The organism is Citrobacter sp. Cpo061 (genome assembly GCF_030332845.1).
In the GTDB taxonomy this organism is placed as follows: Bacteria; Pseudomonadota; Gammaproteobacteria; order Enterobacterales; family Enterobacteriaceae; genus Citrobacter; species Citrobacter portucalensis.
This window is the reverse complement of record NZ_JAOWHB010000054.1, coordinates 453,536-475,963: the sequence shown is the minus strand read 5'-3', so window position 1 is coordinate 475,963 and position 22,428 is coordinate 453,536. Positions and strand designations below refer to the sequence as shown.

Annotated in this window: 25 protein-coding genes; 16 read left to right on the top strand and 9 right to left on the bottom strand. The window is 53.5% G+C overall.

Annotation, left to right across the window (positions count from 1 at the left end):
- The 3 genes from eutL to eutR are packed head-to-tail and all read left to right on the top strand — an operon-like array spanning window position 1 to window position 2,303.
- Window positions 1-660: an ethanolamine utilization microcompartment protein EutL gene (eutL, locus tag OGX97_RS22480; RefSeq protein WP_003838537.1), complete on the top strand. Its 660-nt coding sequence runs from the start codon at window positions 1-3 to the stop codon at window positions 658-660.
- A gap of 11 nt (window positions 661-671) precedes the next feature.
- Window positions 672-1,202 (top strand): ethanolamine utilization microcompartment protein EutK, encoded by a 531-nt coding sequence (eutK, locus tag OGX97_RS22475; protein ID WP_279850724.1) that lies wholly within the window; start codon window positions 672-674, stop codon window positions 1,200-1,202.
- Window positions 1,203-1,250: 48 nt separating this feature from the next.
- The gene (gene eutR, locus OGX97_RS22470; protein WP_003835032.1) at window positions 1,251-2,303 is read left to right on the top strand and encodes an HTH-type transcriptional regulator EutR; all 1,053 of its coding nucleotides are present in this window, start codon (window positions 1,251-1,253) and stop codon (window positions 2,301-2,303) included.
- A gap of 95 nt (window positions 2,304-2,398) precedes the next feature.
- Here the strand turns inward: eutR and hemF are convergent, their stop codons facing one another.
- Both hemF and amiA read right to left on the bottom strand, forming a co-directional pair.
- The gene (gene hemF / locus OGX97_RS22465; RefSeq protein ID WP_235127021.1) at window positions 2,399-3,298 is read right to left on the bottom strand and encodes an oxygen-dependent coproporphyrinogen oxidase; all 900 of its coding nucleotides are present in this window, start codon (window positions 3,296-3,298) and stop codon (window positions 2,399-2,401) included.
- Window positions 3,299-3,300: 2 nt separating this feature from the next.
- On the bottom strand, window positions 3,301-4,170 hold the full coding sequence (gene amiA, locus OGX97_RS22460; protein WP_003038046.1) for an N-acetylmuramoyl-L-alanine amidase AmiA: 870 nt from the start codon (window positions 4,168-4,170) through the stop codon (window positions 3,301-3,303).
- Window positions 4,171-4,382: 212 nt separating this feature from the next.
- Between amiA and OGX97_RS22455 the strand changes: the two genes are divergently transcribed.
- The 10 genes from OGX97_RS22455 (at window position 4,383) to cysM (ending at window position 12,837) form a co-directional block, all read left to right on the top strand.
- Window positions 4,383-4,808, top strand: coding sequence for a GNAT family acetyltransferase (locus tag OGX97_RS22455; protein ID WP_003038048.1), 426 nt, complete (start codon window positions 4,383-4,385; stop codon window positions 4,806-4,808).
- The gene (locus OGX97_RS22450) at window positions 4,795-5,244 is read left to right on the top strand and encodes a DUF2919 domain-containing protein (RefSeq protein WP_003835027.1); all 450 of its coding nucleotides are present in this window, start codon (window positions 4,795-4,797) and stop codon (window positions 5,242-5,244) included. Before OGX97_RS22455 ends, OGX97_RS22450 begins: the two co-directional genes overlap by 14 nt.
- 59 nt (window positions 5,245-5,303) lie before the next feature.
- Window positions 5,304-5,879 (top strand): RpoE-regulated lipoprotein, encoded by a 576-nt coding sequence (locus tag OGX97_RS22445; RefSeq protein WP_048215807.1) that lies wholly within the window; start codon window positions 5,304-5,306, stop codon window positions 5,877-5,879.
- 93 nt (window positions 5,880-5,972) lie between these two features.
- Window positions 5,973-6,872, top strand: a complete 900-nt coding sequence (gene yfeX / locus OGX97_RS22440) for a porphyrinogen peroxidase (protein WP_003835022.1) — start codon at window positions 5,973-5,975, stop codon at window positions 6,870-6,872.
- Between the two features lie 172 nt (window positions 6,873-7,044).
- Window positions 7,045-7,836 carry an SDR family oxidoreductase UcpA gene (ucpA, locus tag OGX97_RS22435; protein WP_003835020.1) on the top strand — a complete coding sequence of 264 codons (792 nt, stop codon included), beginning with the start codon at window positions 7,045-7,047 and terminating at the stop codon, window positions 7,834-7,836.
- 157 nt (window positions 7,837-7,993) lie between these two features.
- Complete coding sequence (locus OGX97_RS22430; protein ID WP_235127026.1) at window positions 7,994-9,010, top strand: sulfate ABC transporter substrate-binding protein; 1,017 nt, start codon at window positions 7,994-7,996, stop codon at window positions 9,008-9,010.
- A complete protein-coding gene (cysT, locus tag OGX97_RS22425) occupies window positions 9,011-9,844 on the top strand; it encodes a sulfate/thiosulfate ABC transporter permease CysT (protein ID WP_003038061.1) in 834 nt (277 codons plus the stop codon).
- Entirely contained in the window at window positions 9,844-10,719 is an 876-nt protein-coding gene (gene cysW / locus OGX97_RS22420; RefSeq protein ID WP_003038064.1) for a sulfate/thiosulfate ABC transporter permease CysW, read from the top strand. Before cysT ends, cysW begins: the two co-directional genes overlap by 1 nt.
- On the top strand, window positions 10,709-11,806 hold the full coding sequence (cysA, locus tag OGX97_RS22415; protein WP_235127028.1) for a sulfate/thiosulfate ABC transporter ATP-binding protein CysA: 1,098 nt from the start codon (window positions 10,709-10,711) through the stop codon (window positions 11,804-11,806). The genes cysW and cysA overlap by 11 nt, the downstream gene beginning before the upstream one ends.
- A 119-nt stretch (window positions 11,807-11,925) precedes the next feature.
- A complete protein-coding gene (gene cysM / locus OGX97_RS22410) occupies window positions 11,926-12,837 on the top strand; it encodes a cysteine synthase CysM (protein ID WP_003835014.1) in 912 nt (303 codons plus the stop codon).
- A gap of 81 nt (window positions 12,838-12,918) precedes the next feature.
- Here the strand turns inward: cysM and OGX97_RS22405 are convergent, their stop codons facing one another.
- Complete coding sequence (locus tag OGX97_RS22405) at window positions 12,919-13,635, bottom strand: type 1 glutamine amidotransferase (protein WP_235127030.1); 717 nt, start codon at window positions 13,633-13,635, stop codon at window positions 12,919-12,921.
- A gap of 13 nt (window positions 13,636-13,648) precedes the next feature.
- A complete protein-coding gene (gene ptsJ, locus OGX97_RS22400) occupies window positions 13,649-14,941 on the bottom strand; it encodes a MocR-like B6 salvage transcription factor PtsJ (RefSeq protein WP_191226952.1) in 1,293 nt (430 codons plus the stop codon).
- Between the two features lie 82 nt (window positions 14,942-15,023).
- On the opposite strand from ptsJ, the gene pdxK reads away from it, so the two are divergent.
- Entirely contained in the window at window positions 15,024-15,890 is an 867-nt protein-coding gene (gene pdxK, locus OGX97_RS22395; RefSeq protein ID WP_235127032.1) for a pyridoxine/pyridoxal/pyridoxamine kinase, read from the top strand.
- Window positions 15,887-16,126, top strand: coding sequence for a hypothetical protein (locus OGX97_RS22390; RefSeq protein ID WP_008785406.1), 240 nt, complete (start codon window positions 15,887-15,889; stop codon window positions 16,124-16,126). The genes pdxK and OGX97_RS22390 overlap by 4 nt, the downstream gene beginning before the upstream one ends.
- A gap of 148 nt (window positions 16,127-16,274) precedes the next feature.
- Here the strand turns inward: OGX97_RS22390 and crr are convergent, their stop codons facing one another.
- From crr to cysZ, 5 genes are all read right to left on the bottom strand, one after another.
- The gene (gene crr / locus OGX97_RS22385; protein WP_000522253.1) at window positions 16,275-16,784 is read right to left on the bottom strand and encodes a PTS glucose transporter subunit IIA; all 510 of its coding nucleotides are present in this window, start codon (window positions 16,782-16,784) and stop codon (window positions 16,275-16,277) included.
- Window positions 16,785-16,824: 40 nt separating this feature from the next.
- Entirely contained in the window at window positions 16,825-18,552 is a 1,728-nt protein-coding gene (ptsI, locus tag OGX97_RS22380) for a phosphoenolpyruvate-protein phosphotransferase PtsI (protein ID WP_103015162.1), read from the bottom strand.
- A 45-nt stretch (window positions 18,553-18,597) separates the two neighbouring features.
- A complete protein-coding gene (gene ptsH, locus OGX97_RS22375) occupies window positions 18,598-18,855 on the bottom strand; it encodes a phosphocarrier protein Hpr (protein ID WP_002913505.1) in 258 nt (85 codons plus the stop codon).
- Window positions 18,856-19,238: 383 nt separating this feature from the next.
- Window positions 19,239-20,210, bottom strand: a complete 972-nt coding sequence (gene cysK, locus OGX97_RS22370; RefSeq protein WP_003038091.1) for a cysteine synthase A — start codon at window positions 20,208-20,210, stop codon at window positions 19,239-19,241.
- Window positions 20,211-20,373: 163 nt separating this feature from the next.
- Complete coding sequence (cysZ, locus tag OGX97_RS22365) at window positions 20,374-21,135, bottom strand: sulfate transporter CysZ (protein ID WP_057066948.1); 762 nt, start codon at window positions 21,133-21,135, stop codon at window positions 20,374-20,376.
- A gap of 230 nt (window positions 21,136-21,365) precedes the next feature.
- On the opposite strand from cysZ, the gene zipA reads away from it, so the two are divergent.
- Window positions 21,366-22,379, top strand: coding sequence for a cell division protein ZipA (gene zipA / locus OGX97_RS22360; RefSeq protein WP_060683463.1), 1,014 nt, complete (start codon window positions 21,366-21,368; stop codon window positions 22,377-22,379).
- Window positions 22,380-22,428 lie beyond the last annotated feature (49 nt).

The following is a 22,428-nucleotide window of genomic DNA, read 5'->3' as shown; positions in this document are numbered from 1 at the left end:
ATGCCAGCATTAGATTTAATTAGACCTTCAGTCACCGCAATGCGTGTGATTGCCTCGGTAAATGACGGTTTTGCCCGCGAACTTAAATTACCGCCACATATACGTAGCCTCGGACTCATCACAGCAGATTCTGATGACGTGGCGTATATTGCCGCAGACGAAGCGACAAAACAGGCAATGGTCGAAGTGGTTTATGGCCGCTCGCTGTATGCCGGTGCGGCGCACAGTCCCTCTCCAACATCGGGCGAAGTGCTGATTATGCTCGGTGGACCAAACCCGGCCGAAGTTCGCGCGGGTCTGGACGCGATGGTGGCCAATATTGAAAGCGGGGCGGCATTCCAGTGGGCGAATGACGCAGAAGATACCGCCTTCCTGGCGCATGTGGTTTCGCGTACCGGTTCGTATCTCTCCGCAACCGCGGGATGCCGACTGGGCGATCCGATGGCGTATCTGGTAGCACCGCCGCTGGAAGCGACATTTGGTATTGATGCCGCGCTGAAATCTGCCGATGTACAACTGGTGACCTATGTACCACCGCCGTCAGAAACTAACTATTCAGCCGCGTTTTTGACCGGTAGCCAGGCCGCTTGTAAAGCCGCATGTAACGCCTTTGCCGATGCCGTTCTGGATATTGCCCGTAATCCAATCCAGCGCGCGTAAGAGAGGTAGTGATGATCAATGCACTGGGATTACTGGAAGTGGATGGCATGGTGGCTGCCGTGGACGCGGCCGATGCCATGCTGAAAGCCGCGAACGTGCGTCTGCTTAGCCACGAAGTGCTCGATCCTGGTCGGCTGACGCTGGTGGTGGAAGGCGATCTGGCGGCATGCCGCGCAGCGCTGGATGCTGGCAGTGCAGCCGCAGCGCGTACGGGCCGTGTTATCAGCCGTAAGGAAATAGGCCGGCCGGACGATGACACCCAGTGGCTGATCGGCGATTTTAAACGCCAGCCGAAGAAACCTGAACAGAAGCCAGAAGCGAAAACAGAAGTGAAACCAGAGAAGACACAGGACGCCCCAGTGACGTCTGAATCCTCTGCCCAACTTCTGACGCTGTTAGCATCGGTCCGTCAAGGAATGACGGCAGGGGAAGTGGCGGCCCACTTTGGCTGGTCACTTGATGAAGCCAGAAATGCGCTGGAACAGCTCTTTTCTGATGGAGCGTTGCGTAAACGCAGTAGTCGCTACCGCTTAAAAAATTAACCTGTCGGAGGGCCGGGGGCTTCGTTGAAGCTTCCGGCTTAAAAGATCATGAAAAAGAACCGTACTGCAAACTTGCACCATCTTTATCATGAAGTATTACCCGAAGACGTTAAACTGACGCCGAAAGTGGAAGTGGACAACGTTCACCAACGGCGAACAACGGATGTGTATGAGCACGCGCTGACGATTACCGCCTGGCAGCAGATCTACGACCAGCTGCATCCGGGAAAATTTCATGGCGAGTTCACGGAAATCCTGCTCGATGATATTCAGGTGTTCCGTGAATACACCGGACTGGCGCTGCGTCAGTCGTGCCTTGTCTGGCCAAACTCATTTTGGTTTGGCATTCCGGCCACGCGCGGCGAGCAGGGATTTATTGGTACCCAGTGTTTGGGTAGCGCTGAAATTGCCACCCGCCCAGGCGGGACGGAGTTTGAACTGAGTACGCCGGATGATTACACCATTTTGGGTGTCGTCATTTCGGAAGAGGCCATTGCTCGTCAGGCCAACTTCCTTCATAACCCGGAAAGGGTGCTACATATGCTGCGCAATCAGTCGGCGCTGGAAGTTAAAGAACAACACAAAGCCGCGCTATGGGGCTTTGTGCAGCAGGCGCTGGCGACGTTTAGTGAGAATCCTGAAAACCTTCACCAACCCGCGGTGCGTAAAGTGTTGGGGGATAACCTGCTGCTGGCGATGGGCACCATGCTGGAAGAAGCGCAGCCGATTATGACTGCGGAAAGCATCAGCCATCAGAGCTATCGTCGCTTGCTGTCACGTGCGCGCGAATATGTGCTGGAAAATATGTCAGAGCCGCTGACCGTGCTCGACTTATGCAATCAGCTGCACGTTAGCCGCCGGACGTTGCAAAACGCCTTTCACGCGATCCTCGGTATTGGCCCGAATGCCTGGTTGAAACGTATTCGCCTGAACGCCGTTCGCCGTGAGTTGATAAGCCCATGGTCGCAGAGTGCGACGGTGAAAGACGCCGCCATGCAGTGGGGATTCTGGCATTTAGGGCAGTTTGCCACCGACTACCAGCAGCTGTTTGCGGAGAAACCGTCGTTGACGCTGCATCAGCGTATGCGCCAGTGGGCATGATGAGATTATTGTGCCGGATGCGACGCTAACGCGTCTTATCCGGCCTACGGGTTTGCCGTTGTTGTAGGCCTGATAAGCATAGCGCCATCAGGCAATTACACCCAGTCGCGGACCTGAATAAACTCGCTAAGGGCAGCTTCCGGGCTGTTCGCTTCCGGCTGCCAGTCATACTCCCAGCGTACCAGCGGTGGCATCGACATCAGAATCGACTCCGTGCGCCCGCCGGTTTGCAAACCGAACAACGTGCCGCGATCCCACACCAGATTAAATTCCACATAGCGCCCACGACGATAAAGCTGGAAATTACGCTCGCGCTCGCCCCAGCTCATCATTTTGCGGCGTTCGACGATGGGCAGATACGCCTCGGTGTATCCTTGACCTACCGCCTGCATAAAAGCGAAGCAGTGGTCGAAATCAGGGGTATTCAAATCATCGAAAAACAGCCCGCCAATGCCGCGCTGCTCGTTGCGGTGCTTGAGGAAGAAGTAGTCATCGCACCACTTTTTGTAACGTGGATAAACGTCATCGCCAAACGGCTGGCACAGGTCCCGCGCCGTGCGATGCCAGTGAACCGCATCCTCATCAAAGCCGTAGTAGGGCGTTAAGTCAAAGCCGCCGCCAAACCACCACACGGGATCGGCCCCCGGTTTTTCCGCGATAAAAAACCGTACGTTGGCATGACTGGTTGGAATGTAGGGATTCTGCGGGTGCACCACCAACGAGACGCCCATGGCTTCAAAACTGCGCCCGGCAAGCTCCGGGCGATGCGCGGTAGCCGAGGCCGGCATTGCATCGCCGTGGACGTGGGAGAAGTTGACGCCTGCTTGCTCGAAAATACCGCCGTTACGCAACACCCGACTGCGCCCGCCGCCGCCTGTTTCGCGTTGCCAGTTATCCTCAACAAATTCGCTGCCGTCTACGGTGGATAACTGCTGACAAATTTCATCCTGCAGGCTGAGCAGGAACTGTTTTACGCGCTGTGCATCGGGCTTCATGGTTAACGTTTCTTCGAGTGTGCTTTCTGGTTATCAAACCAGTGGAAATAGCTGATGATGCCATTGGCGATAGCGGTGGCGATTTTCTGACGAAACGCCGCCGTACCCAGCAATCGTTCTTCTTCCGGGTTGGTGATGAACGAGGTTTCGACCAGGACCGACGGAATCGAAGGTGATTTTAGCACCACGAAGGCGGCCTGTTCCGTGCTGCGACTGTGCAGACGGTGTACCGGCTTGATCTTCTTAAGAATATGCGAGCCTAACGTCAGGCTGTTTTTTATGGTGTCAGTTTGCACCAGATCGAACAGCACCTGTTGCAACAAATGATCTTTGTCAGTGGCCTTCTTTCCGGCGACTTCATCGGCCCGGTTTTCACGATCGGACAGATATTTCGCCATGGCGCTACTGGCGCCGCGATTGGATAAGGCAAAGACCGAAGCACCCGCAGCGCTCGGATTGGTAAAACCGTCGGCGTGGATCGACATGAACAGATCGGCACCATGTTTGTGGGCAATCTCAACGCGATCGTAGAGCGGAATAAACGTATCGCCGGAGCGGGTCAGACGCGCATCAATCCCCTGGTTACGAAGAATCGATCGCACGTTTTTGGCAATCGCCAGTACCACATGTTTTTCCTTGGAACCGTTACGGCCAATGGCGCCGGTATCAATACCGCCGTGACCCGGATCAAGGACAACCACGCGTTTAGCGCCTGATTTTTTCGCTTTCGGTTTGCTGTGTCCATTGCTGGTCTTTAGCGCTTCTTCTTTAGCGATGGCTTGCGACATGCCTGACAGCGTCAGGGCGGCCAGCCCGGCTTTCAGCACCTGGCGGCGCGATGTGAGTGTTTTTAGTGGTTTAAAAGTGCTCATACGGCCTGAGTTGTAAAAAAAAGGTTCTAAACGTTATATCGTATCGCGTTGTCCGTTGCGACGGATCGGGATAAGAATTGTTTTACTTTTCATTTCAATACGTGACAATTCCGTATTATGCCATTTTTTCCGCCGCTTCGCGTCAGATATTGGCTAAATCAGCCGTTCGCGCCATAATCGCTTTTTAACGTCCTGAAAAGGTACCCAATACCATGGAAATACGCGTTTTTCGCCAGGAAGATTTCGAAGAGGTGATCACCCTCTGGGAGCGTTGTGATTTGCTGCGTCCATGGAACGACCCTGAAATGGACATCGAACGCAAAGTCAATCATGACGTCAGCTTGTTCCTCGTTGCTGAAGTGAACGGCGAGGTGGTCGGCACGGTGATGGGCGGATACGACGGGCATCGCGGTTCCGCCTATTACCTGGGCGTGCATCCTGAGTTTCGCGGACGCGGTATTGCCAATGCGCTGCTCAACCGGTTGGAGAAAAAGCTCATTGCCCGCGGTTGTCCGAAGATTCAAATCATGGTGCGTGACGATAACGACGTCGTACAGGGCATGTATGAACGTTTGGGCTATGAACATGCGGATGTACTCAATCTGGGCAAGCGTTTGATCGAAGATGAAGAGTACTGAGTTTCATCCGGCCGACTATGACGGTCATGGGCGTCTGCGCCTGCCTTTTCTCTTCTGGTGCGTACTGCTGTTGCAGGCACGCACCTGGGTTTTGTTTGTGATTGCCGGTTCTTCCCGTGAGCAGGGCAACACCTTGCTGAATCTGTTTTATCCCGATCATGACGCATTCTGGCTGGGGTTGCTTCCCGGCGTTCCCGCCGTGTTGGCGTTTTTACTCAGTGGGCGACGCTTTGCGTTTCCGGTGATCTGGCGCTGGCTGCGCGGATTATTGATTCTCGCTCAACTGGTGCTGCTGTGCTGGCAGCCGGTGATGTGGCTGGCAGGCGATCCGCTCAACGGCGTCGGGCTGGCGCTGCTGGTGGCGGATATCGTCGCGCTGATCTGGCTGTTAACCAATCAACGTCTGCGTGCCTGTTTTTCCCTTGAGAAAGAATAACGGCACTTTTTGGGGAAACCGGACTCCAAGCACCGTTGATAATTAAGGAAGGAAGTGAAATGAAATCACTGCGTTTGACTTTATGCGCGATGCCGCTGCTACTGGCCGGGTGTTCAACGTTGTCCTCGGTGAACTGGTCTGCCGCCAATCCGTGGAACTGGTTTGGTTCTTCAACGCAGGTCACAGAGCAGGGCGTCGGAGCGTTAACGGGCGCTACGCCGCTGGATGAAAAAGCCATTGCTGATGCGCTGGACGGCGATTACCGCCTGCGTAGCGGAATGAAGACCGATAACGGTAATGTGGTGCGCTTCTATGAAGCGATGAAAGACGACAAGCTGGCGATAGTCATCAACGGCAGCCAGGGAACCATCAGTCGTATTGATGTATTAGATCACGATATTTCGTCAGCCGCGGGTGTCGAAATCGGTACACCGTTTAGCGACCTTTACACTAAAGCTTTCGGTAATTGCCAAAAAGCAACCGGAGATGACAGCGCGGGCGTTGAGTGTAAAGCTGAAGGAAGTCAACATATTAGCTATATTTTTTCCGGTGAATGGAGCGGGCCTGAGGATATAATGCCGTCTGACGACACGCTGAAAGCGTGGAAAGTAAGCAAAATTATCTGGCGGCGTTAATTTGCGTCTGAACAAATCGGCTTGTTAAAAAAACAGGTAGAATAGCGCCCATCAATGCCACGATGTCGTGGCATCTTTTTTTCAGGAGGAACAATGTCTCAGGTTCAGAGTGGCATTTTGCCAGAACATTGCCGTGCGGCGATTTGGATTGAAGCCAATGTTAAAGGCGACGTTGATGCCCTGCGTGCGGCCAGCAAAACCTTCGCCGATAAGCTGGCGACCTTTGAAGCTAAGTTCCCGGATGCGCATCTGGGCGCGGTTGTCGCTTTTGGCAACAACACCTGGCGTGCATTGAGCGGCGGCGTCGGTGCTGAAGAGTTAAAAGACTTTATCCCTTACGGTAAAGGTCTGGCACCAGCAACCCAATATGACGTGTTGATCCACATTCTCTCTTTGCGTCATGACGTGAATTTCTCCGTTGCGCAGGCGGCAATGGAAGCATTTGGCGACTGTATTGAAGTTAAAGAAGAAATCCACGGTTTCCGTTGGGTCGAAGAGCGCGATCTCAGCGGCTTTGTTGACGGTACGGAAAACCCGGCAGGCGAAGAAACGCGCCGTGAAGTTGCTGTTATCAAAGATGGCGTGGATGCCGGTGGCAGCTATGTGTTTGTGCAGCGTTGGGAACATAACCTGAAGCAGCTTAATCGCATGAGCATCCATGACCAGGAAATGATGATTGGTCGCACCAAGGAAGCCAACGAAGAGATCGACGGTGATGACCGTCCGGTCACCTCTCACCTGAGCCGTGTTGACCTCAAAGAAGACGGTAAAGGGCTGAAAATTGTGCGCCAGAGCCTGCCATACGGTACTGCCAGCGGCACGCATGGTCTCTATTTCTGCGCCTACTGCGCTCGTCTGCACAACATTGAACAACAATTGCTGAGCATGTTTGGTGACACCGACGGTAAGCGTGATGCGATGCTGCGCTTCACCAAACCGGTAACCGGCGGCTATTACTTTGCACCGTCGCTGGACCGTTTAATGGCGCTGTAATGGTGAGCTGAGCCTGTTATCGGCCACGAAATAGACATCCCCGCATCGTCGGGGATTTTTTTTACCTGAGATTAACCTGATTTAGTGAGCTATTCCTCAGCACTAATTTGTTATTGCTGTATCTTCTGCGTGAATGAAGCGAAGGCTTCATATTCAAAAGGAGAATATTGAAATGGGAAAACTCACGGGCAAAACAGCATTGATTACGGGCGCATCTCAGGGTATTGGCGAGGGTATCGCCAGAACGTTTGCCCGCCATGGTGCGAACTTAATCCTGCTGGATATCTCCGATGAGATTGAAAAACTGGCGGATGAGTTGGCTGGGCGAGGGCACCGTTGCACAGCCGTTCACGCTGACGTCAGAGATTTTGCGTCGGTCAAGGAAGCGGTGACGCGCGCGAAGCAGATTGAAGGCAAAATCGATATTCTGGTGAACAATGCCGGCGTATGCCGCCTCGGCAACTTCCTTGATATGAGCGATGAAGATCGCGATTTCCACATTGATATCAACATTAAAGGCGTCTGGAACGTGACGAAAGCCGTTCTGCCGGAGATGATTGCGCGCAAAGATGGGCGCATCGTGATGATGTCATCGGTGACCGGCGATATGGTTGCTGACCCGGGCGAAACGGCCTACGCGCTGTCGAAAGCCGCGATCATCGGTTTGACCAAATCCCTGGCGGTAGAATATGCGCAGTCCGGCATTCGCGTGAACGCCATTTGCCCTGGCTACGTTCGTACGCCGATGGCGGAAAGCATTGCGCGTCAGTCTAACCCGGAAGATCCTGAATCCGTTTTAGTCGAAATGGCGAAAGCGATCCCGATGCGTCGTCTGGCCTGTCCGCTTGAGGTCGGTGAACTGGCGGCGTTCCTGGCATCGGATGAGTCCAGTTATTTAACTGGCACGCAAAACGTGATTGATGGCGGCAGCACTTTGCCTGAAAGCGTAAGCGTCGGCGTCTGATTGATGCCGGTCTCCTCCCCATGTGCTGGGGAGGAGGTACCCCTTATTCTCTTTTCAACTTTCAAATCATCAAACGGTATATAAAACCGTTACTCCTTTAGCACTGGTTATAAATATGATGACCATAAGAAAGTCATTTAATTTATAAGGGTGCGCAATGGCCGTTAACTTACTGAAAAAAAGAACACTGACGCTGGCAGCCATGCTGTTGCTGGTGGGGCAGGCGCAGGCAACGGAACTGCTGAACAGTTCATACGATGTTTCCCGCGAGCTGTTTGCCGCCCTTAATCCGCCGTTTGAACAGCAATGGGCGAAGGATAACGGCGGCGACAAACTGACGATTAAACAATCTCATGCCGGGTCATCAAAACAGGCGTTGGCGATTTTGCAGGGGCTGAAAGCTGACGTCGTGACCTATAACCAGGTGACCGACGTGCAGATCCTGCATGACAAAGGCAAGCTGATCCCTGCCGACTGGCAAAGCCGCCTGCCGAATAACAGTTCGCCATTCTATTCCACCATGGCGTTTTTGGTGCGTAAGGACAACCCGAAGAATATCCACGAATGGAACGATCTGGTTCGCCCGGACGTGAAGCTGATTTTCCCGAACCCGAAAACCTCCGGTAACGCACGCTATACCTATCTGGCTGCGTGGGGCGCGGCAGATAAAGCGGACGGTGGGGATAAAGCTAAAACCGAACAGTTCATGACCCAGTTTCTGAAAAACGTGGAAGTATTTGATACCGGCGGTCGTGGTGCAACTACCACCTTCGTGGAGCGCGGTCTGGGCGACGTACTGATTACCTTTGAATCGGAAGTGAACAATATCCGTAAACAGTACGAAGACCAGGGCTTCGAAGTGGTGGTGCCGAAGGTCAACATTCTGGCGGAGTTCCCGGTGGCCTGGGTAGATAAAAATGTGCAGGCCAACGGTACTGAAAAAGCGGCGAAAGCTTACCTGAACTGGCTGTACAGCCCGCAGGCGCAAACCATCATTACCGATTTCTACTACCGCGTGAATAACCCGCAGGTAATGGACAAGCTGAAAGATAAATTCCCGCAGACCGAATTGTTCCGTGTGGAAGATAAGTTTGGCTCGTGGCCTGAAGTGATGAAAACGCACTTTGTCAGCGGCGGTGAGCTGGACAAACTGCTGGCGGCGGGGCGTAAGTAAATGTTTGCTGTTTCTTCCCGACGTGTGCTGCCCGGCTTCACTTTGAGCCTGGGCACCAGCTTGCTGTTTGTCTGCCTGATATTGCTGCTGCCGCTGAGCGCGCTGGTGATGCAACTGGCGCAAATGAGCTGGGCGCAATACTGGGATGTGATTACCAATCCGCAGGTGGTGGCGGCTTATAAAGTGACGCTGCTGTCGGCGTTTGTGGCGTCGATTTTTAACGGCGTGTTCGGTTTGCTGATGGCGTGGATCTTAACCCGCTATCGCTTTCCGGGCCGTACGCTGCTGGATGCGCTGATGGACCTGCCGTTCGCACTGCCTACGGCGGTGGCAGGTCTGACGCTGGCGTCACTGTTTTCGGTTAATGGCTTCTACGGCGAGTGGCTGGCGAAGCTGGATATCAAGGTGACCTACACCTGGCTCGGTATCGCGGTAGCGATGGCCTTTACCAGCATTCCGTTTGTGGTGCGTACCGTGCAACCGGTACTGGAAGAGTTAGGCCCGGAATATGAAGAAGCAGCTGAAACGCTCGGTGCTACGCGCTGGCAAAGTTTCCGTAAAGTAGTGCTGCCGGAGCTGTCTCCTGCGCTGGTGGCGGGCGTTGCGCTGTCGTTTACCCGCAGCCTCGGTGAGTTTGGCGCGGTTATTTTTATCGCCGGAAACATCGCATGGAAGACGGAAGTGACCTCGCTGATGATTTTTGTTCGCTTGCAGGAGTTTGACTACCCGGCCGCCAGCGCGATTGCTTCTGTGATCCTCGGGGCTTCGTTGTTGCTGCTGTTTTCAATTAACACTCTGCAAAGTCGCTTTGGTCGACGTGTGGTAGGTCACTGATGGCAGACATTACCCAATTGAAACGCTATGGCGCACCCCGCATCAACTGGGGGAAATGGTTTCTGATCGGCACGGGCATGCTGGTCTCCGCGTTTATTTTGCTGGTGCCGATGATTTACATCTTCGTGCAGGCGTTCAGCAAGGGATTAATGCCGGTATTACAGAACCTGGCGGATCCGGACATGCTGCATGCCATCTGGCTGACGGTGCTGATTGCGCTAATTGCGGTGCCGGTGAACCTGGTGTTTGGTGTGTTGCTGGCCTGGCTGGTGACCCGTTTTAACTTCCCAGGACGCCAACTACTACTGACGTTACTGGATATTCCATTTGCTGTCTCGCCGGTGGTCGCCGGTCTGGTCTATCTGCTGTTTTACGGCTCTAACGGCCCGCTTGGTGGATGGCTGGATGAGCATAACCTGCAAATTATGTTTGCCTGGCCGGGGATGGTGCTGGTGACAGTGTTCGTTACCTGTCCGTTTGTGGTGCGTGAGCTGGTGCCGGTGATGTTAAGCCAGGGCAGCAATGAAGATGAAGCGGCTGTGTTGCTGGGTGCATCCGGCTGGCAGATGTTCCGCCGCGTTACGCTGCCGAATATCCGTTGGGCATTGCTGTACGGTGTGGTGTTGACCAACGCCCGTGCGATTGGTGAGTTTGGTGCGGTGTCAGTGGTTTCCGGCTCGATTCGCGGCGAAACCCTATCGCTGCCGCTACAGATTGAATTACTGGAGCAGGACTACAACACGGTCGGCTCCTTTACCGCCGCGGCGCTATTAACGCTGATGGCGATTATTACCCTGTTTTTGAAGAGCATGTTGCAATGGCGTCTGGAGAACCAGGAAAAACGCGCGCAGCAGGAGGAAAATCATGAGCATTGAGATTGCCAATATTAAGAAGTCTTTTGGTCGCACCCAGGTGCTGAACGATATCTCGCTGGATATTTCTTCAGGTCAGATGGTCGCGCTGCTGGGGCCATCCGGCTCGGGCAAAACCACGCTGCTGCGCATTATTGCCGGGCTGGAGCATCAGTCCAGCGGGCATATCCGTTTTCACGGTACCGACGTCAGCCGATTGCACGCCCGCGACCGTAAGGTGGGGTTCGTGTTCCAGCACTATGCGCTGTTTCGTCATATGACCGTTTTCGACAATATCGCGTTTGGTCTGACGGTCCTGCCACGGCGTGAGCGCCCGAATGCGGCGGCCATCAAAGCAAAAGTGACCAAACTGCTGGAAATGGTTCAACTGGCTCATCTGGCGGACCGTTTCCCGGCACAGCTCTCCGGCGGGCAAAAACAGCGCGTGGCGTTGGCGCGTGCGCTGGCGGTAGAGCCGCAGATCCTGCTGCTCGACGAACCGTTTGGCGCGCTTGATGCGCAGGTGCGCAAAGAGCTGCGTCGCTGGCTGCGTCAGTTGCATGAAGAGTTGAAATTTACCAGCGTGTTTGTTACCCACGACCAGGAAGAAGCAACGGAAGTCGCAGACCGCGTAGTGGTGATGAGTCAGGGTCATATCGAACAGGCTGATGCGCCGGATCAGGTATGGCGCGAACCGGCTACTCGTTTCGTCCTGGAATTTATGGGTGAGGTTAACCGCCTGCAGGGGACGATTCGTGGCGGCCAATTCCATGTGGGCGCACACCGCTGGCCGCTGGGTTATACGCCTGGCTATCAGGGACCGGTGGATCTGTTCCTGCGCCCGTGGGAAGTGGACGTGAGCCGTCGTACCAGCCTGGATTCGCCGTTGCCGGTACAAGTGCTGGAAGCCAGCCCGAAAGGGCACTACACCCAATTAGTTGTGCAACCTCTTGGGTGGTATAACGAACCGTTGACGGTAGTCATGCAGGGCGATGATTCCCCTGGCCGCGGCGAACGTTTGTTTGTCGGGCTGCAAAATGCGCGCCTGTATAACGGCGACCAGCGTATTGAAACGCGGGAAGAGGAACTTGCCCTGGCGCAAAGCGCCTGATAGGTTAATTCGTATAGTTATCATCCGGTGGCGCTGCGCTTACCGGGCTTACCAGGTGCAGCATGACCTGTAGGCCGGGTAAGTACAGCGCCACCCGGCATTTTTATTGAGCTGAAAACGTGAACACATTAGAACAAACAATTGGCAATACGCCTCTGGTGAAATTACAACGTCTGGCGCCGGATAACGGTAGTGAAATTTGGGTCAAGCTGGAAGGCAATAATCCCGCAGGTTCGGTGAAAGACCGCGCCGCGTTGTCGATGATCGTCGAAGCGGAAAAACGCGGAGAAATTAAGCCAGGCGACGTGCTGATTGAGGCGACCAGCGGTAATACCGGAATTGCGCTGGCAATGATCGCCGCGCTGAAGGGCTATCGCATGAAGCTGCTGATGCCAGACAACATGAGCCAGGAGCGCCGTGCGGCGATGCGCGCCTATGGTGCCGAGCTGATTCTGGTCACCAAAGAGCAGGGGATGGAAGGCGCGCGCGATTTAGCCCTTGAGATGGCGCAGCGTGGAGAAGGCAAGCTGCTGGATCAGTTTAATAATCCGGATAACCCGTACGCGCATTACACCACCACCGGACCGGAAATCTGGCAGCAGACGTCAGGTCGTATTACCCACTTTGTCTCCAGTATGGGAACGACAGGCACCATTACCGGTGTGTCGCGTTTTCTGCGTGAGCAAGAAAAAGCGGTCACTATCGTTGGCCTGCAGCCGGAAGAGGGCAGTAGTATTCCGGGAATTCGCCGCTGGCCTGCGGAATATATGCCGGGCATTTTTAACGCCTCGCTGGTGGATGAGGTGCTGGATATTCATCAGAACGATGCGGAAAACACCATGCGTGAACTGGCCGTGCGTGAAGGAATTTTCTGCGGTGTCAGCTCTGGCGGCGCGGTCGCGGGCGCGTTACGCGTTGCACGTGCTACGCCCGGCGCGGTAGTTGTGGCGATCATCTGCGATCGCGGCGATCGCTACCTTTCGACCGGCGTCTTTGGTGAAGAGCACTTTAATCAGGGGCTGGGAATTTAACTTTTTGGCCTGATAAGCGCAGCGCCATCAGGTAACTGCCTGGCACGATGGCCGGATAATGTTTTATCCGGCCAGGGATGATTAATCGTTACGTTTTTCCACCAGCTTATCCAGGAATTGCCACAGCTTCTCATTCATTTGCTGGTAGTCCCAGGCGCGCATCTCTTCAACCGGGCGGATGAAGCGTTTCCCTTCAGCTTCAGCCAACTCTTGCTCTGAGTGCTGAATTAATCCTTCAATCGCGTCAGCTGTGAACTCCATATGGCACTGGAAACCATAGACGAAATTACCGTATTGCACGATTTGTCGCGGGCAGCCCTCACTGGTAGCAAGAATTATCGCCTGGTCGGTTAACCCCGGCATGTCGTTGTGCCAGTGACCGACGATAAGCGATGAGCCGAAATGGCTGAACAGCGGGTTCTGTTGACCGGCTTCGGTCAGAACGATGGGGTAGTGACCAATTTCTTTTTCCGGACTCTGGCACACCTTCGCACCCAGCGCTTCGCCGATTAACTGTGAACCCAGGCAGATCCCCACCACAATTTTACGTGCCGCAATCGCCTGGTTGATCAGATGCTGCTCGGCCTGAGAATCAAAGTACGGGCACTCTGCCAGCGTGGTTCGTGGTGACTGCGGACCGCCAAACACCACCAACATATCGAAATCATCGGCGTTCGCAGGGACCGCTTCTCCGGCGTAAACGCGCGACCAACTGACGCTATAGCCGCGTGATTCGGCCCACGACAGATACGCGCCAGCAGATTCGAAAGACTCATGAATAACAAAATGAACTCGCACTTTTTCTCTCCTGTTAGCGTTTTAGCGCCTGATGAATATCAGCCGCCAGCTTATCAATGTCGCTGTCAGTTAAGGTTGACAGCGTAATACGCAGGCCGTGGGCAGGCGTATTGACGCCAAAAACTTCGCCTTCCCGCACCAGCCAGCCGGACTTTGCCAGCGCAAAAGCGATCGCCTGGCTGTTATCATCCAGCGGTAGCCACATATTCAGACCGTCACCAACGGGCAACTCAATGCCATGTCGCCGTAGCGCTGCTGTCAACTTTTGCTGCTGGGTGGCGTAAAACTGCTGAGTTTGCGCCAGCGTGTGTTGATAAGTCTCGTCACTCAGGCAGGCGCAGGCCAAATCCTGCAGCAGGTGGCTGACCCACTGACTGCCGGAGTTGAGCCGTAAACGTAGCTTCCCTGAAGTGAGCGGATCGCTGGCCACAATGGCCAGGCGTAAATCCGGACCTAACGTTTTTGACATCGAACGGACAATCGCCCAGTGCGTGGTTTCCTTCGCAATCACCGGATACCAGTGGCAAGCAGATAGCAGCGCAAAGTGGTCGTCGACGATCACCAGCGTCTGCGGATAGCGGGCCAGGATTTCCTGCAATTGCGCCGCGCGTGAAGCGCTCAGGCTGCATCCTGTCGGGTTATGCGCGCGCGGTGTCAGAATCACCGCCCGCGCACCTTTCTGTAGCGCGAGTTCCAGTTGGTCCGGCAGCATGCCTTCGTGGTCAACATTGGCCGGACTGGCGGAGAAACCAGCATAACGCAGCATGTTGATGCTGCTCAAAAAGCATGGATCTTCTACGACAACGCTATCACCAGGCAGTAAATGGGCGCACAGTAGCCGTTCGATAGCATCAATGGCGCCGCTGGTGATATCAATTTCCCCTTTGCCGGGCATTGCATTTTGCATCCATTGTGATGCCCATACCTTAAGCCCTGGTGACACAGCGGCATCGCCGTACAACCGCGGATTCTTATTTATCTTCGCGAAATAACTACTCAGGTCAGGAAGACGCGAGGGCGCTGGATTACCGCCGGAAAGATCGATAAGCGGGGTATCCGGATTACCACCTTCCAGCGCAACGGGGGCAGTAATCCCCTTAATCACCGTGCCGTTGCGTCCCAGGCTCTGCGCCAACCCTGAGGTGACCAGGCGTTTGTAAGCCGCCGCGACAGTATTGCGGTTCACGTTTAATTCCGTTGCCAGTTCCCGCACTGGCGGCAACGTTTCGCCTGCTGCCAGCGTGCCTGTAGTGACATGTTGACGGATACTGTCAAAAATTTCGTTAGCGGTTTTTCCGTCGATCATTATTGACCTATGACAAAATGAATTTTAGCATATGACGATAATAGTGAGGCGTAGGCCCGCTGTCCAGCGAGAGGAGAAATTTATGGAGCAGGAGAGTGATATCCAGTCAGTGCTCTTTGACGACACGAATCGGGCGTTACAGACCGATATCGTCGCGGTCCAGTCACAGGTGGTGTATGGCAGCGTAGGTAACAGCATCGCCGTCCCGGCCATTAAAGCGCAGGGGTTACGCGTGACGGCAGTACCCACGGTGCTGTTCAGTAATACCCCGCATTATGAAACCTTTTACGGCGGTGTTATTCCGTCTGACTGGTTTAGCGGCTATCTCCGCGCCTTAAGCGAGCGTGATGCCTTGCGTGAGCTAAAGGCGGTGACTACAGGTTACATGGGCAGCGCGGAGCAAATCGCCTTGCTGGCACAGTGGCTGGAAACCGTTCGGGCCACGCATCCGGACCTATGCATTTTGGTCGACCCCGTGATTGGCGATACGGATAGCGGCATGTATGTGAAAGCCGAAATCCCGGAAGCTTATCGTCAGCACCTGCTGCCGTTGGCACAGGGGCTGACGCCGAACGTGTTCGAGCTGCAAATGCTAAGCGGAAAGCCGTGTAGTACGCTTGATGAAGCCATTACGGCGGCACAATCACTGCTCACTGACACCCTGAAATGGGTGGTAATAACCAGCGCGCCGGGGGATACCGAAGAGATTATTAACGTTGCGGTGGTGACGGCTGAAACGGTTGAGGTGTTAGCCCATCCGCGAGTGAAAACGGATCTGAAGGGGACTGGCGATCTGTTTTGTGCAGAGCTGGTGAGCGGCCTTGTACTGGGGAAAACGCTGACGACCGCGACTCACGACGCCGCGCAGCGGGTGCTGGACGTGATGACGTGGACGCACCTGTGCGGTTGTGATGAATTAATTCTGCCACCGGCAGGGGAGGCGCGATGAAGAGTTACCGGCTGGTAGTTCGCCAGAATGGGCGTATGGTTGGACATTTTGACACCAACGGGGCAGCAGCGCTGGAAGATATCTGTGTAGCGCGGGCCATGTTTGGTATTGCGGGTGGCTACGACTGTGAATTGTTAGTGGCAGACTCGGAGCGACGGATGCTGGAAAGCGGGCCGGAAGGGATGAAGATTCTGATGCGCGAGGCGTGTTACCGACCGGTCACCTCACAGATTTAATGCCGGATGGCGACGAGAACGTCTTATCCGGCCTACGTTACGGAGTTTGCTGTAGGCCGGATAAGCGTAGCGCCATCCGGCAGGGTTTTGATATCCATCAGATAAAAAAAATGGCGCCTGCTGGCGCCATCTTTCTCTGCAAAAAGAATTACTTCTTGATGCGGATAACCGGAGTCTCACCCACTGTCACGCTACCGGACAGTTTGATCAGCTCTTTGATTTCGTCCATGTTGGAGATAACAACCGGAGTCAGGGTAGACTTGGCTTTTTCTTCCAGCAGCGGCAGATCGAATTCAATAACCGGGTCGCCCACTTTCACGCGCTGACCTTCTTCAGCGATGCGTTTGAAGCCTTCGCCTTTCAGTTCAACGGTATCAATACCGAAGTGAACAAACAGCTCAATGCCGCTGTCGGATTCGATAGAGAAAGCGTGGTTGGTTTCAAAGATTTTGCCGATGGTGCCATCAACAGGAGCAACCATTTTGTTACCGGTTGGTTTGATAGCAATGCCATCACCAACGATTTTTTCAGCAAAAACTACATCCGGCACGTCTTCGATGTTGACGATCTCGCCAGAGAGCGGAGCAACGATCTCAATAGTTCCGGTGTCTTTCTTATCATCAGAAACCAGAGATTTCAGTTTATCGAACAAACCCATGATCTTCTCCTAAGCAGTAAATTGGGCCGCATCTCGTGGATTAGCAGATTGTTTTTTCTTCAATGAACTTGTTAACCAGCGTCATTAACTCGTCCGTTGTCGGTTGAGCAAGAGCCTGCTCTGCTAACACCTTCGCATCTTCGAAGTTCGTGTTACGGATAATCTTCTTAATGCGCGGGATAGAAATGGCGCTCATAGAGAATTCGTCCAGACCCATCCCCAGCAACAGAAGTGTAGCACGTTCGTCGCCTGCAAGCTCACCACACATGCCAGTCCATTTGCCTTCAGCATGAGAAGCATCAATAACTTGCTTGATCAGCGTCAGCACAGATGGCGACATCGGTTGGTAAAGGTGTGAAATCATATCATTACCACGGTCAACTGCCAGGGTGTACTGCGTTAAATCATTGGTGCCGATACTAAAGAAATCAACTTCTTTGGCTAAATGACGCGCAATTGTTGCCGCAGCTGGTGTTTCCACCATCACGCCAATCTCAATGCTCTCGTCAAATGCTTTACCTTCGTCGCGCAGTTCCTGTTTGTAGATTTCGATCTCTTTGCGCAGTGCACGCACTTCTTCAACAGAGATGATCATTGGGAACATGATACGCAGTTTGCCGAAAGCAGAGGCGCGCAGAATAGCGCGAACCTGGTCACGCAGGATCTCTTTACGATCCATGGCGATACGCACGGCACGCCAGCCCAGGAACGGGTTCTCTTCTTTCGGGAAGTTCATGTACGGCAGCTCTTTATCGCCGCCGATGTCCATGGTACGGACGATGACCGCCTGAGAGCCACAGGCTTCAGCAACGGCTTTATACGCAGCAAACTGTTCTTCTTCAGTTGGCAGCGACTCACGGTCCATGAACAGGAATTCGGTGCGGTACAGACCCACACCTTCAGCGCCGTTACGCTCGGCGCCTTCGATATCGCGAACGGTACCGATGTTAGCAACAACTTCAACCTGGTGACCGTCCAGCGTGATAGCCGGCAGATCTTTCAGCTTAGCGAGTTCCGCCTTCTCGGTCGCAACCTGCTCCTGAACGGCACGCAGTTGCTCGATAACGTCGTTGGTCGGATTGACGTAAACCTGGTTGTTTACGGCATCCAGAATCAGATAGTCGTCGTTTTTCACCTGAGAGGTGACGCTACCCGTACCTACGATGGCAGGCAGTTCCAGAGAACGCGCCATGATAGAGGTATGAGAGGTACGTCCGCCCGCGTCAGTGATGAAACCCAGCACCTTGTTCAGGTTTAGCTGTGCGGTTTCAGACGGGGTCAGGTCTGCGGCAACCAGGATAACTTCGTCCTGGATAGCGCTTAGGTCAATAATTGCCAGACCCAGAATGTTACGCAGCAGGCGTTTACCGATGTCACGTACGTCAGCCGCACGTTCTTTCAGGTATTCATCATCCAGCTCTTCCAGGGCTGTGGCCTGACCTTCGATAACTTCATGCGCAGCTGCATCAGCCGTCATGTGCTTATCTTTAATCAGGGCTATGATTTCCTGCTCCAGCTCCTCATCTTCGAGCAGCATGATATGCCCTTCAAAGATGGCTTCTTTTTCTTCACCGAACGTTTCACCAGCTTTGGTTTTGATCGCTTCCAGTTGCGCAGATGCCTTGGCACGACCGCTCAGAAAACGTTCAACTTCCTGATCAACCTTGTCGGCAGAAATTTTTTTCCGGTCAATGACGATCTCGTCTTCTTTCAGCAGCAATGCTTTACCGAAAGCGATACCCGGGGATGCTAAAATGCCTGAAATCATAACCCTACCTTACTTGTGACTGATATTTAAAAGAACTCGTTGAACTTACTCGAGTTCAGCCATCAGTTTAACCAGATGCTCAACTGCTTTCTGCTCGTCTTCACCTTCTGCGGACAGGGTGACAACGGTACCCTGAGTCAGGCCCAGAGTCTGCAGTTTAAACAGGCTTTTGGCGCTAGCGCTTTTGCCGTTGGAAGTCACAGTAATTTCAGAAGTAAAGCCTTTTGCTTCTTTAACAAACTGAGCAGCAGGGCGAGTATGCAGACCGTTCGGAGCGGTAATGGTAACTTCTTGCTGGAACATTATATTTCCCCAACTTATAGGTTTAGTGTTGTGGAACTAAAGTCTAGCCTGGCGGCTCAACTTTAGCCTGTATTGTTAGCATCGGCGTAAACTGGACGCGACACAAAAGGAGTTCGGTGCAATCCGTTGCTGGCAACTTCTTGCCGCTGACGTTTCGTTCGTCATTAAACATTATGCCGCGAAAGGAAGAGTTGAACCAAATCATAAAATCGATTCAGCTAGCGCTTTTCCTGTAACGATTAATTTCGCGCATCAAAATAATTAGTTTGGTTAAATACCAGTTCCGGCGGGCTGAATCAATGCCAGGCGAGTTGAAACTTTGAAGCAGGCCACAAAAAAGCACCCAAAAGGGTGCTTTTTTACGCGTTTTTAACATGCTGGCACTACTGTTGCAGTTCTTTCTCTGTAAAGAGATCGGCAAACAGTGCAGTGCTCAGATAACGCTCACCCGATGACGGTAGAATAACCACTATATTCTTATTGGTAAAGGTTTCATCTTCCTGGAGCTTAAGCGCGGCAGCAACCGCAGCACCGGAAGAGATACCCGCCAGAATACCTTCTTCTTCCATCAGGCGACGCGCAGTAGAAATAGCTTCATCATTAGTGATGGCAACGACTTTATCGATAAGCTTCAGATCAAGGTTACCCGGAATGAAGCCTGCGCCAATGCCCTGAATTTTATGCGGGCCTGGTTTGAGTTCTTCACCTGCCAGCGCCTGGGCGATAACCGGGGAGTCGGTAGGTTCAACCGCGACGGTGATCAGATCGGTTTTGCCTTTAGTGCCTTTAATGTAACGGGTCACACCAGTCAACGTACCGCCGGTACCGACGCCGGAAATAAAGACATCAACCTGGCCATCGGTATCTTCCCAGATTTCCGGGCCGGTGGTTTTTTCGTGGATTTCCGGGTTTGCCGGGTTGCTGAACTGCTGCAGCAGCAGGAATTTTTCCGGATCGCTGGCCACAATTTCTTCCGCTTTCTGAATCGCGCCCTTCATACCTTTTGCGCCTTCGGTCAGCACCAGGTTCGCGCCCAGCGCTTTTAAGAGCTTGCGGCGCTCAATGCTCATGGTTTCAGGCATGGTCAGAGTCAGTTTGTAACCGCGAGCTGCGGCAACGTAGGCCAGCGCAATCCCTGTGTTGCCGCTGGTTGGTTCGACCAGCTCTACACCCGGTTTCAGTACACCACGTTTTTCGGCATCCCAAATCATGTTGGCACCGATACGGCATTTGACGCTAAAGCTTGGGTTGCGTGATTCCACCTTCGCCAGAATGCGTCCGTTACCGATACGGTTCAGTCGAACCAGCGGCGTATGACCGATAGTCAGCGAGTTGTCTTCAAAAATCTTACTCATGGCCTGTCCTTAACTGTATGAAATTGGGATACCGCTTCAGCATACCTGTTGAGAAAGTATGGGGAAGTAAGGAATTCGTATATCTATATGCCACCAGGAAATAATGCGTTGCAGTATGGAATAAGAGCGGGCATAAGCCAGCCCGCTTTTACACATTTTTGCATTACTTCCATAACGCGTGCTTAGCACGATAGCAGTCTACCCACATCGCCGTGGCACCACAAACCGCGACCGGCATGATGAACAGATTGAGCACCGGAATCATGGTGAACAGGCTGGTCAATGCGCCAAATTGCATATTGGTGACCTTGCGTGTGCGCAGCGCGACGCGCATCTCCTTAAAAGGCACCTTATGGTTATCAAACGGATAATCGCAGTACTGAATGGCCAGCATCCACGCGCTGAACAGGAACCACAGCACTGGGGCGACGGTCTGACCAATACCCGGAATAAAATAGAGGATCAGCAACACGACGGCGCGCGGGAGATACCATGCCAGCTTTTGCCATTCACGTTTCATGATACGGGGAACATCTTTCATGATGCCGAGAACGCCGGTATCAGGCGGTGTTGCGCCCGTTAAGCGTGCTTCCAGCTGTTCTGCCAGCAGACCGTTAAACGGCGCGGCAATCCAGTTGGCTATGGTGGAAAACAGGTAGCCGAACACCAGTAGTACGGAGATAGTGACAATCGGCCACAGCAAGTAGCTGAGCCACTGAAGCCAGTCAGGGACGTGACTCATCAGCGCGGGGATCCAGCTATCGAGTTGTGTGAATAGCCACCAGAATGCGCCGCCCATCAGCAGGATATTCACCAGCAAAGGCAGGATGACAAAGCGACGAATGCCCGGTTGGGTGATGAGCTTCCATCCCTGTGAAAAGTAATAAAGGCCGCTGCGAGGTACGACTGCAGATGATGAAACCATGGTCAGGACATACTCCTTGTTATATAAGCTCTGGTAAACTTTGCGTATCTTACCGGGTTGTTGAGCGTTAAGCTGTTCAGAAATGTTCGAAAAAACAGCAAAAAGCACAATTTTGTTCATCTTTATGCCGTGAAAGCCAAGAGTGCACTTGCACTTGGCGTAATCGACAAATACTCTTAGTGAGTAAATGTTTGCCGTGGTGGCAAGGTGTTAGAACAACAGAGAATATAATGATGCAGGATTTGCGTCTGATATTAATCATTGTTGGCGCGATCGCCATAATCGCTTTACTGGTACATGGTTTTTGGACTAGCCGTAAAGAGCGGTCTTCTATATTCCGCGATCGCCCACTGAAACGCATGAAGTCTAAACGTGAAGACGAGGATTCGTTCGACGACAACGTCGAGGAAGACGAAGGCGTGGGCGAAGTTCGCGTTCATCGTGTGAATCATGCTCCCGGTAACGCGCAGGAACATGGTGTTCCTCCTCAGTCGCCGCAACACCAGTACCAGCCGCCTTATGCGTCTGCTCAGCCGCGTCAATCCGCGCCGCAGCCTGCACAAGCGCCGGTACCGCCGCCGCATGCTCAGCAGCAGCCGCAGCCCGTGCAACCGCAGCAGCCGGTGCAACATCAGCCTGTTCAGCAACAACCTGTGCAGCAGCCGATGCAGCATCAGCCCGTTGCTCCGCAGGTTCAGCAGCCCGTGCAGCAAGCACCGCAACCTGCGCCGCAGGCTTTCCAGCCCGCAGAGCCTGCCGTTGAACATCAACCGCAGCCTGAGCCGGTAGTTGAAGAAGCGCCTGTTGCTGAAAAACCGCAGCGTAAAGAAGCGGTCATTATTATGAACGTTGCGGCGCATCACGGTAGTGAGCTCAACGGTGAAGTGCTGCTCAACAGCATTCAGCAAGCCGGTTTTAAATTTGGCGATATGAATATTTTCCATCGTCATTTGAGCCCGGATGGCAGCGGTCCTTCGCTGTTCAGCCTTGCCAATATGGTTAACCCAGGAACGTTTGACCCCGAAATGACGGGTGATTTCAGCACCCCTGGCGTGACTATTTTTATGCAGGTTCCGTCCTACGGTGACGAGCTGCAAAACTTTAAGCTGATGCTGCAGTCCGCACAGCACATTGCCGATGAAGTGGGTGGTGTGGTGCTCGACGATCAACGTCGCATGATGACGCCGCAGAAACTGCGCGAGTATCAGGACCGCATCCGCGAAGTTAAAGAATCTCACGCCTGATTTTCCTCTGGCGTGACATATCCTTGCTAAACCCCCGCCTGTCGGGGGT

Coding starts and splice junctions, on each gene's coding strand:
- eutL (WP_003838537.1), top strand. CDS start 1: ATGCCAGCATTAGATTTAATTAGACCTTCAGTCACCGCAATGCGTGTG.
- eutK (WP_279850724.1), top strand. CDS start 672: ATGATCAATGCACTGGGATTACTGGAAGTGGATGGCATGGTGGCTGCC.
- eutR (WP_003835032.1), top strand. CDS start 1,251: ATGAAAAAGAACCGTACTGCAAACTTGCACCATCTTTATCATGAAGTA.
- hemF (WP_235127021.1), bottom strand. CDS start 3,298: ATGAAGCCCGATGCACAGCGCGTAAAACAGTTCCTGCTCAGCCTGCAG.
- amiA (WP_003038046.1), bottom strand. CDS start 4,170: ATGAGCACTTTTAAACCACTAAAAACACTCACATCGCGCCGCCAGGTG.
- OGX97_RS22455 (WP_003038048.1), top strand. CDS start 4,383: ATGGAAATACGCGTTTTTCGCCAGGAAGATTTCGAAGAGGTGATCACC.
- OGX97_RS22450 (WP_003835027.1), top strand. CDS start 4,795: ATGAAGAGTACTGAGTTTCATCCGGCCGACTATGACGGTCATGGGCGT.
- OGX97_RS22445 (WP_048215807.1), top strand. CDS start 5,304: ATGAAATCACTGCGTTTGACTTTATGCGCGATGCCGCTGCTACTGGCC.
- yfeX (WP_003835022.1), top strand. CDS start 5,973: ATGTCTCAGGTTCAGAGTGGCATTTTGCCAGAACATTGCCGTGCGGCG.
- ucpA (WP_003835020.1), top strand. CDS start 7,045: ATGGGAAAACTCACGGGCAAAACAGCATTGATTACGGGCGCATCTCAG.
- OGX97_RS22430 (WP_235127026.1), top strand. CDS start 7,994: ATGGCCGTTAACTTACTGAAAAAAAGAACACTGACGCTGGCAGCCATG.
- cysT (WP_003038061.1), top strand. CDS start 9,011: ATGTTTGCTGTTTCTTCCCGACGTGTGCTGCCCGGCTTCACTTTGAGC.
- cysW (WP_003038064.1), top strand. CDS start 9,844: ATGGCAGACATTACCCAATTGAAACGCTATGGCGCACCCCGCATCAAC.
- cysA (WP_235127028.1), top strand. CDS start 10,709: ATGAGCATTGAGATTGCCAATATTAAGAAGTCTTTTGGTCGCACCCAG.
- ptsJ (WP_191226952.1), bottom strand. CDS start 14,941: ATGATCGACGGAAAAACCGCTAACGAAATTTTTGACAGTATCCGTCAA.
- pdxK (WP_235127032.1), top strand. CDS start 15,024: ATGGAGCAGGAGAGTGATATCCAGTCAGTGCTCTTTGACGACACGAAT.
- OGX97_RS22390 (WP_008785406.1), top strand. CDS start 15,887: ATGAAGAGTTACCGGCTGGTAGTTCGCCAGAATGGGCGTATGGTTGGA.
- crr (WP_000522253.1), bottom strand. CDS start 16,784: ATGGGTTTGTTCGATAAACTGAAATCTCTGGTTTCTGATGATAAGAAA.
- ptsI (WP_103015162.1), bottom strand. CDS start 18,552: ATGATTTCAGGCATTTTAGCATCCCCGGGTATCGCTTTCGGTAAAGCA.
- ptsH (WP_002913505.1), bottom strand. CDS start 18,855: ATGTTCCAGCAAGAAGTTACCATTACCGCTCCGAACGGTCTGCATACT.
- cysK (WP_003038091.1), bottom strand. CDS start 20,210: ATGAGTAAGATTTTTGAAGACAACTCGCTGACTATCGGTCATACGCCG.
- cysZ (WP_057066948.1), bottom strand. CDS start 21,135: ATGGTTTCATCATCTGCAGTCGTACCTCGCAGCGGCCTTTATTACTTT.
- zipA (WP_060683463.1), top strand. CDS start 21,366: ATGATGCAGGATTTGCGTCTGATATTAATCATTGTTGGCGCGATCGCC.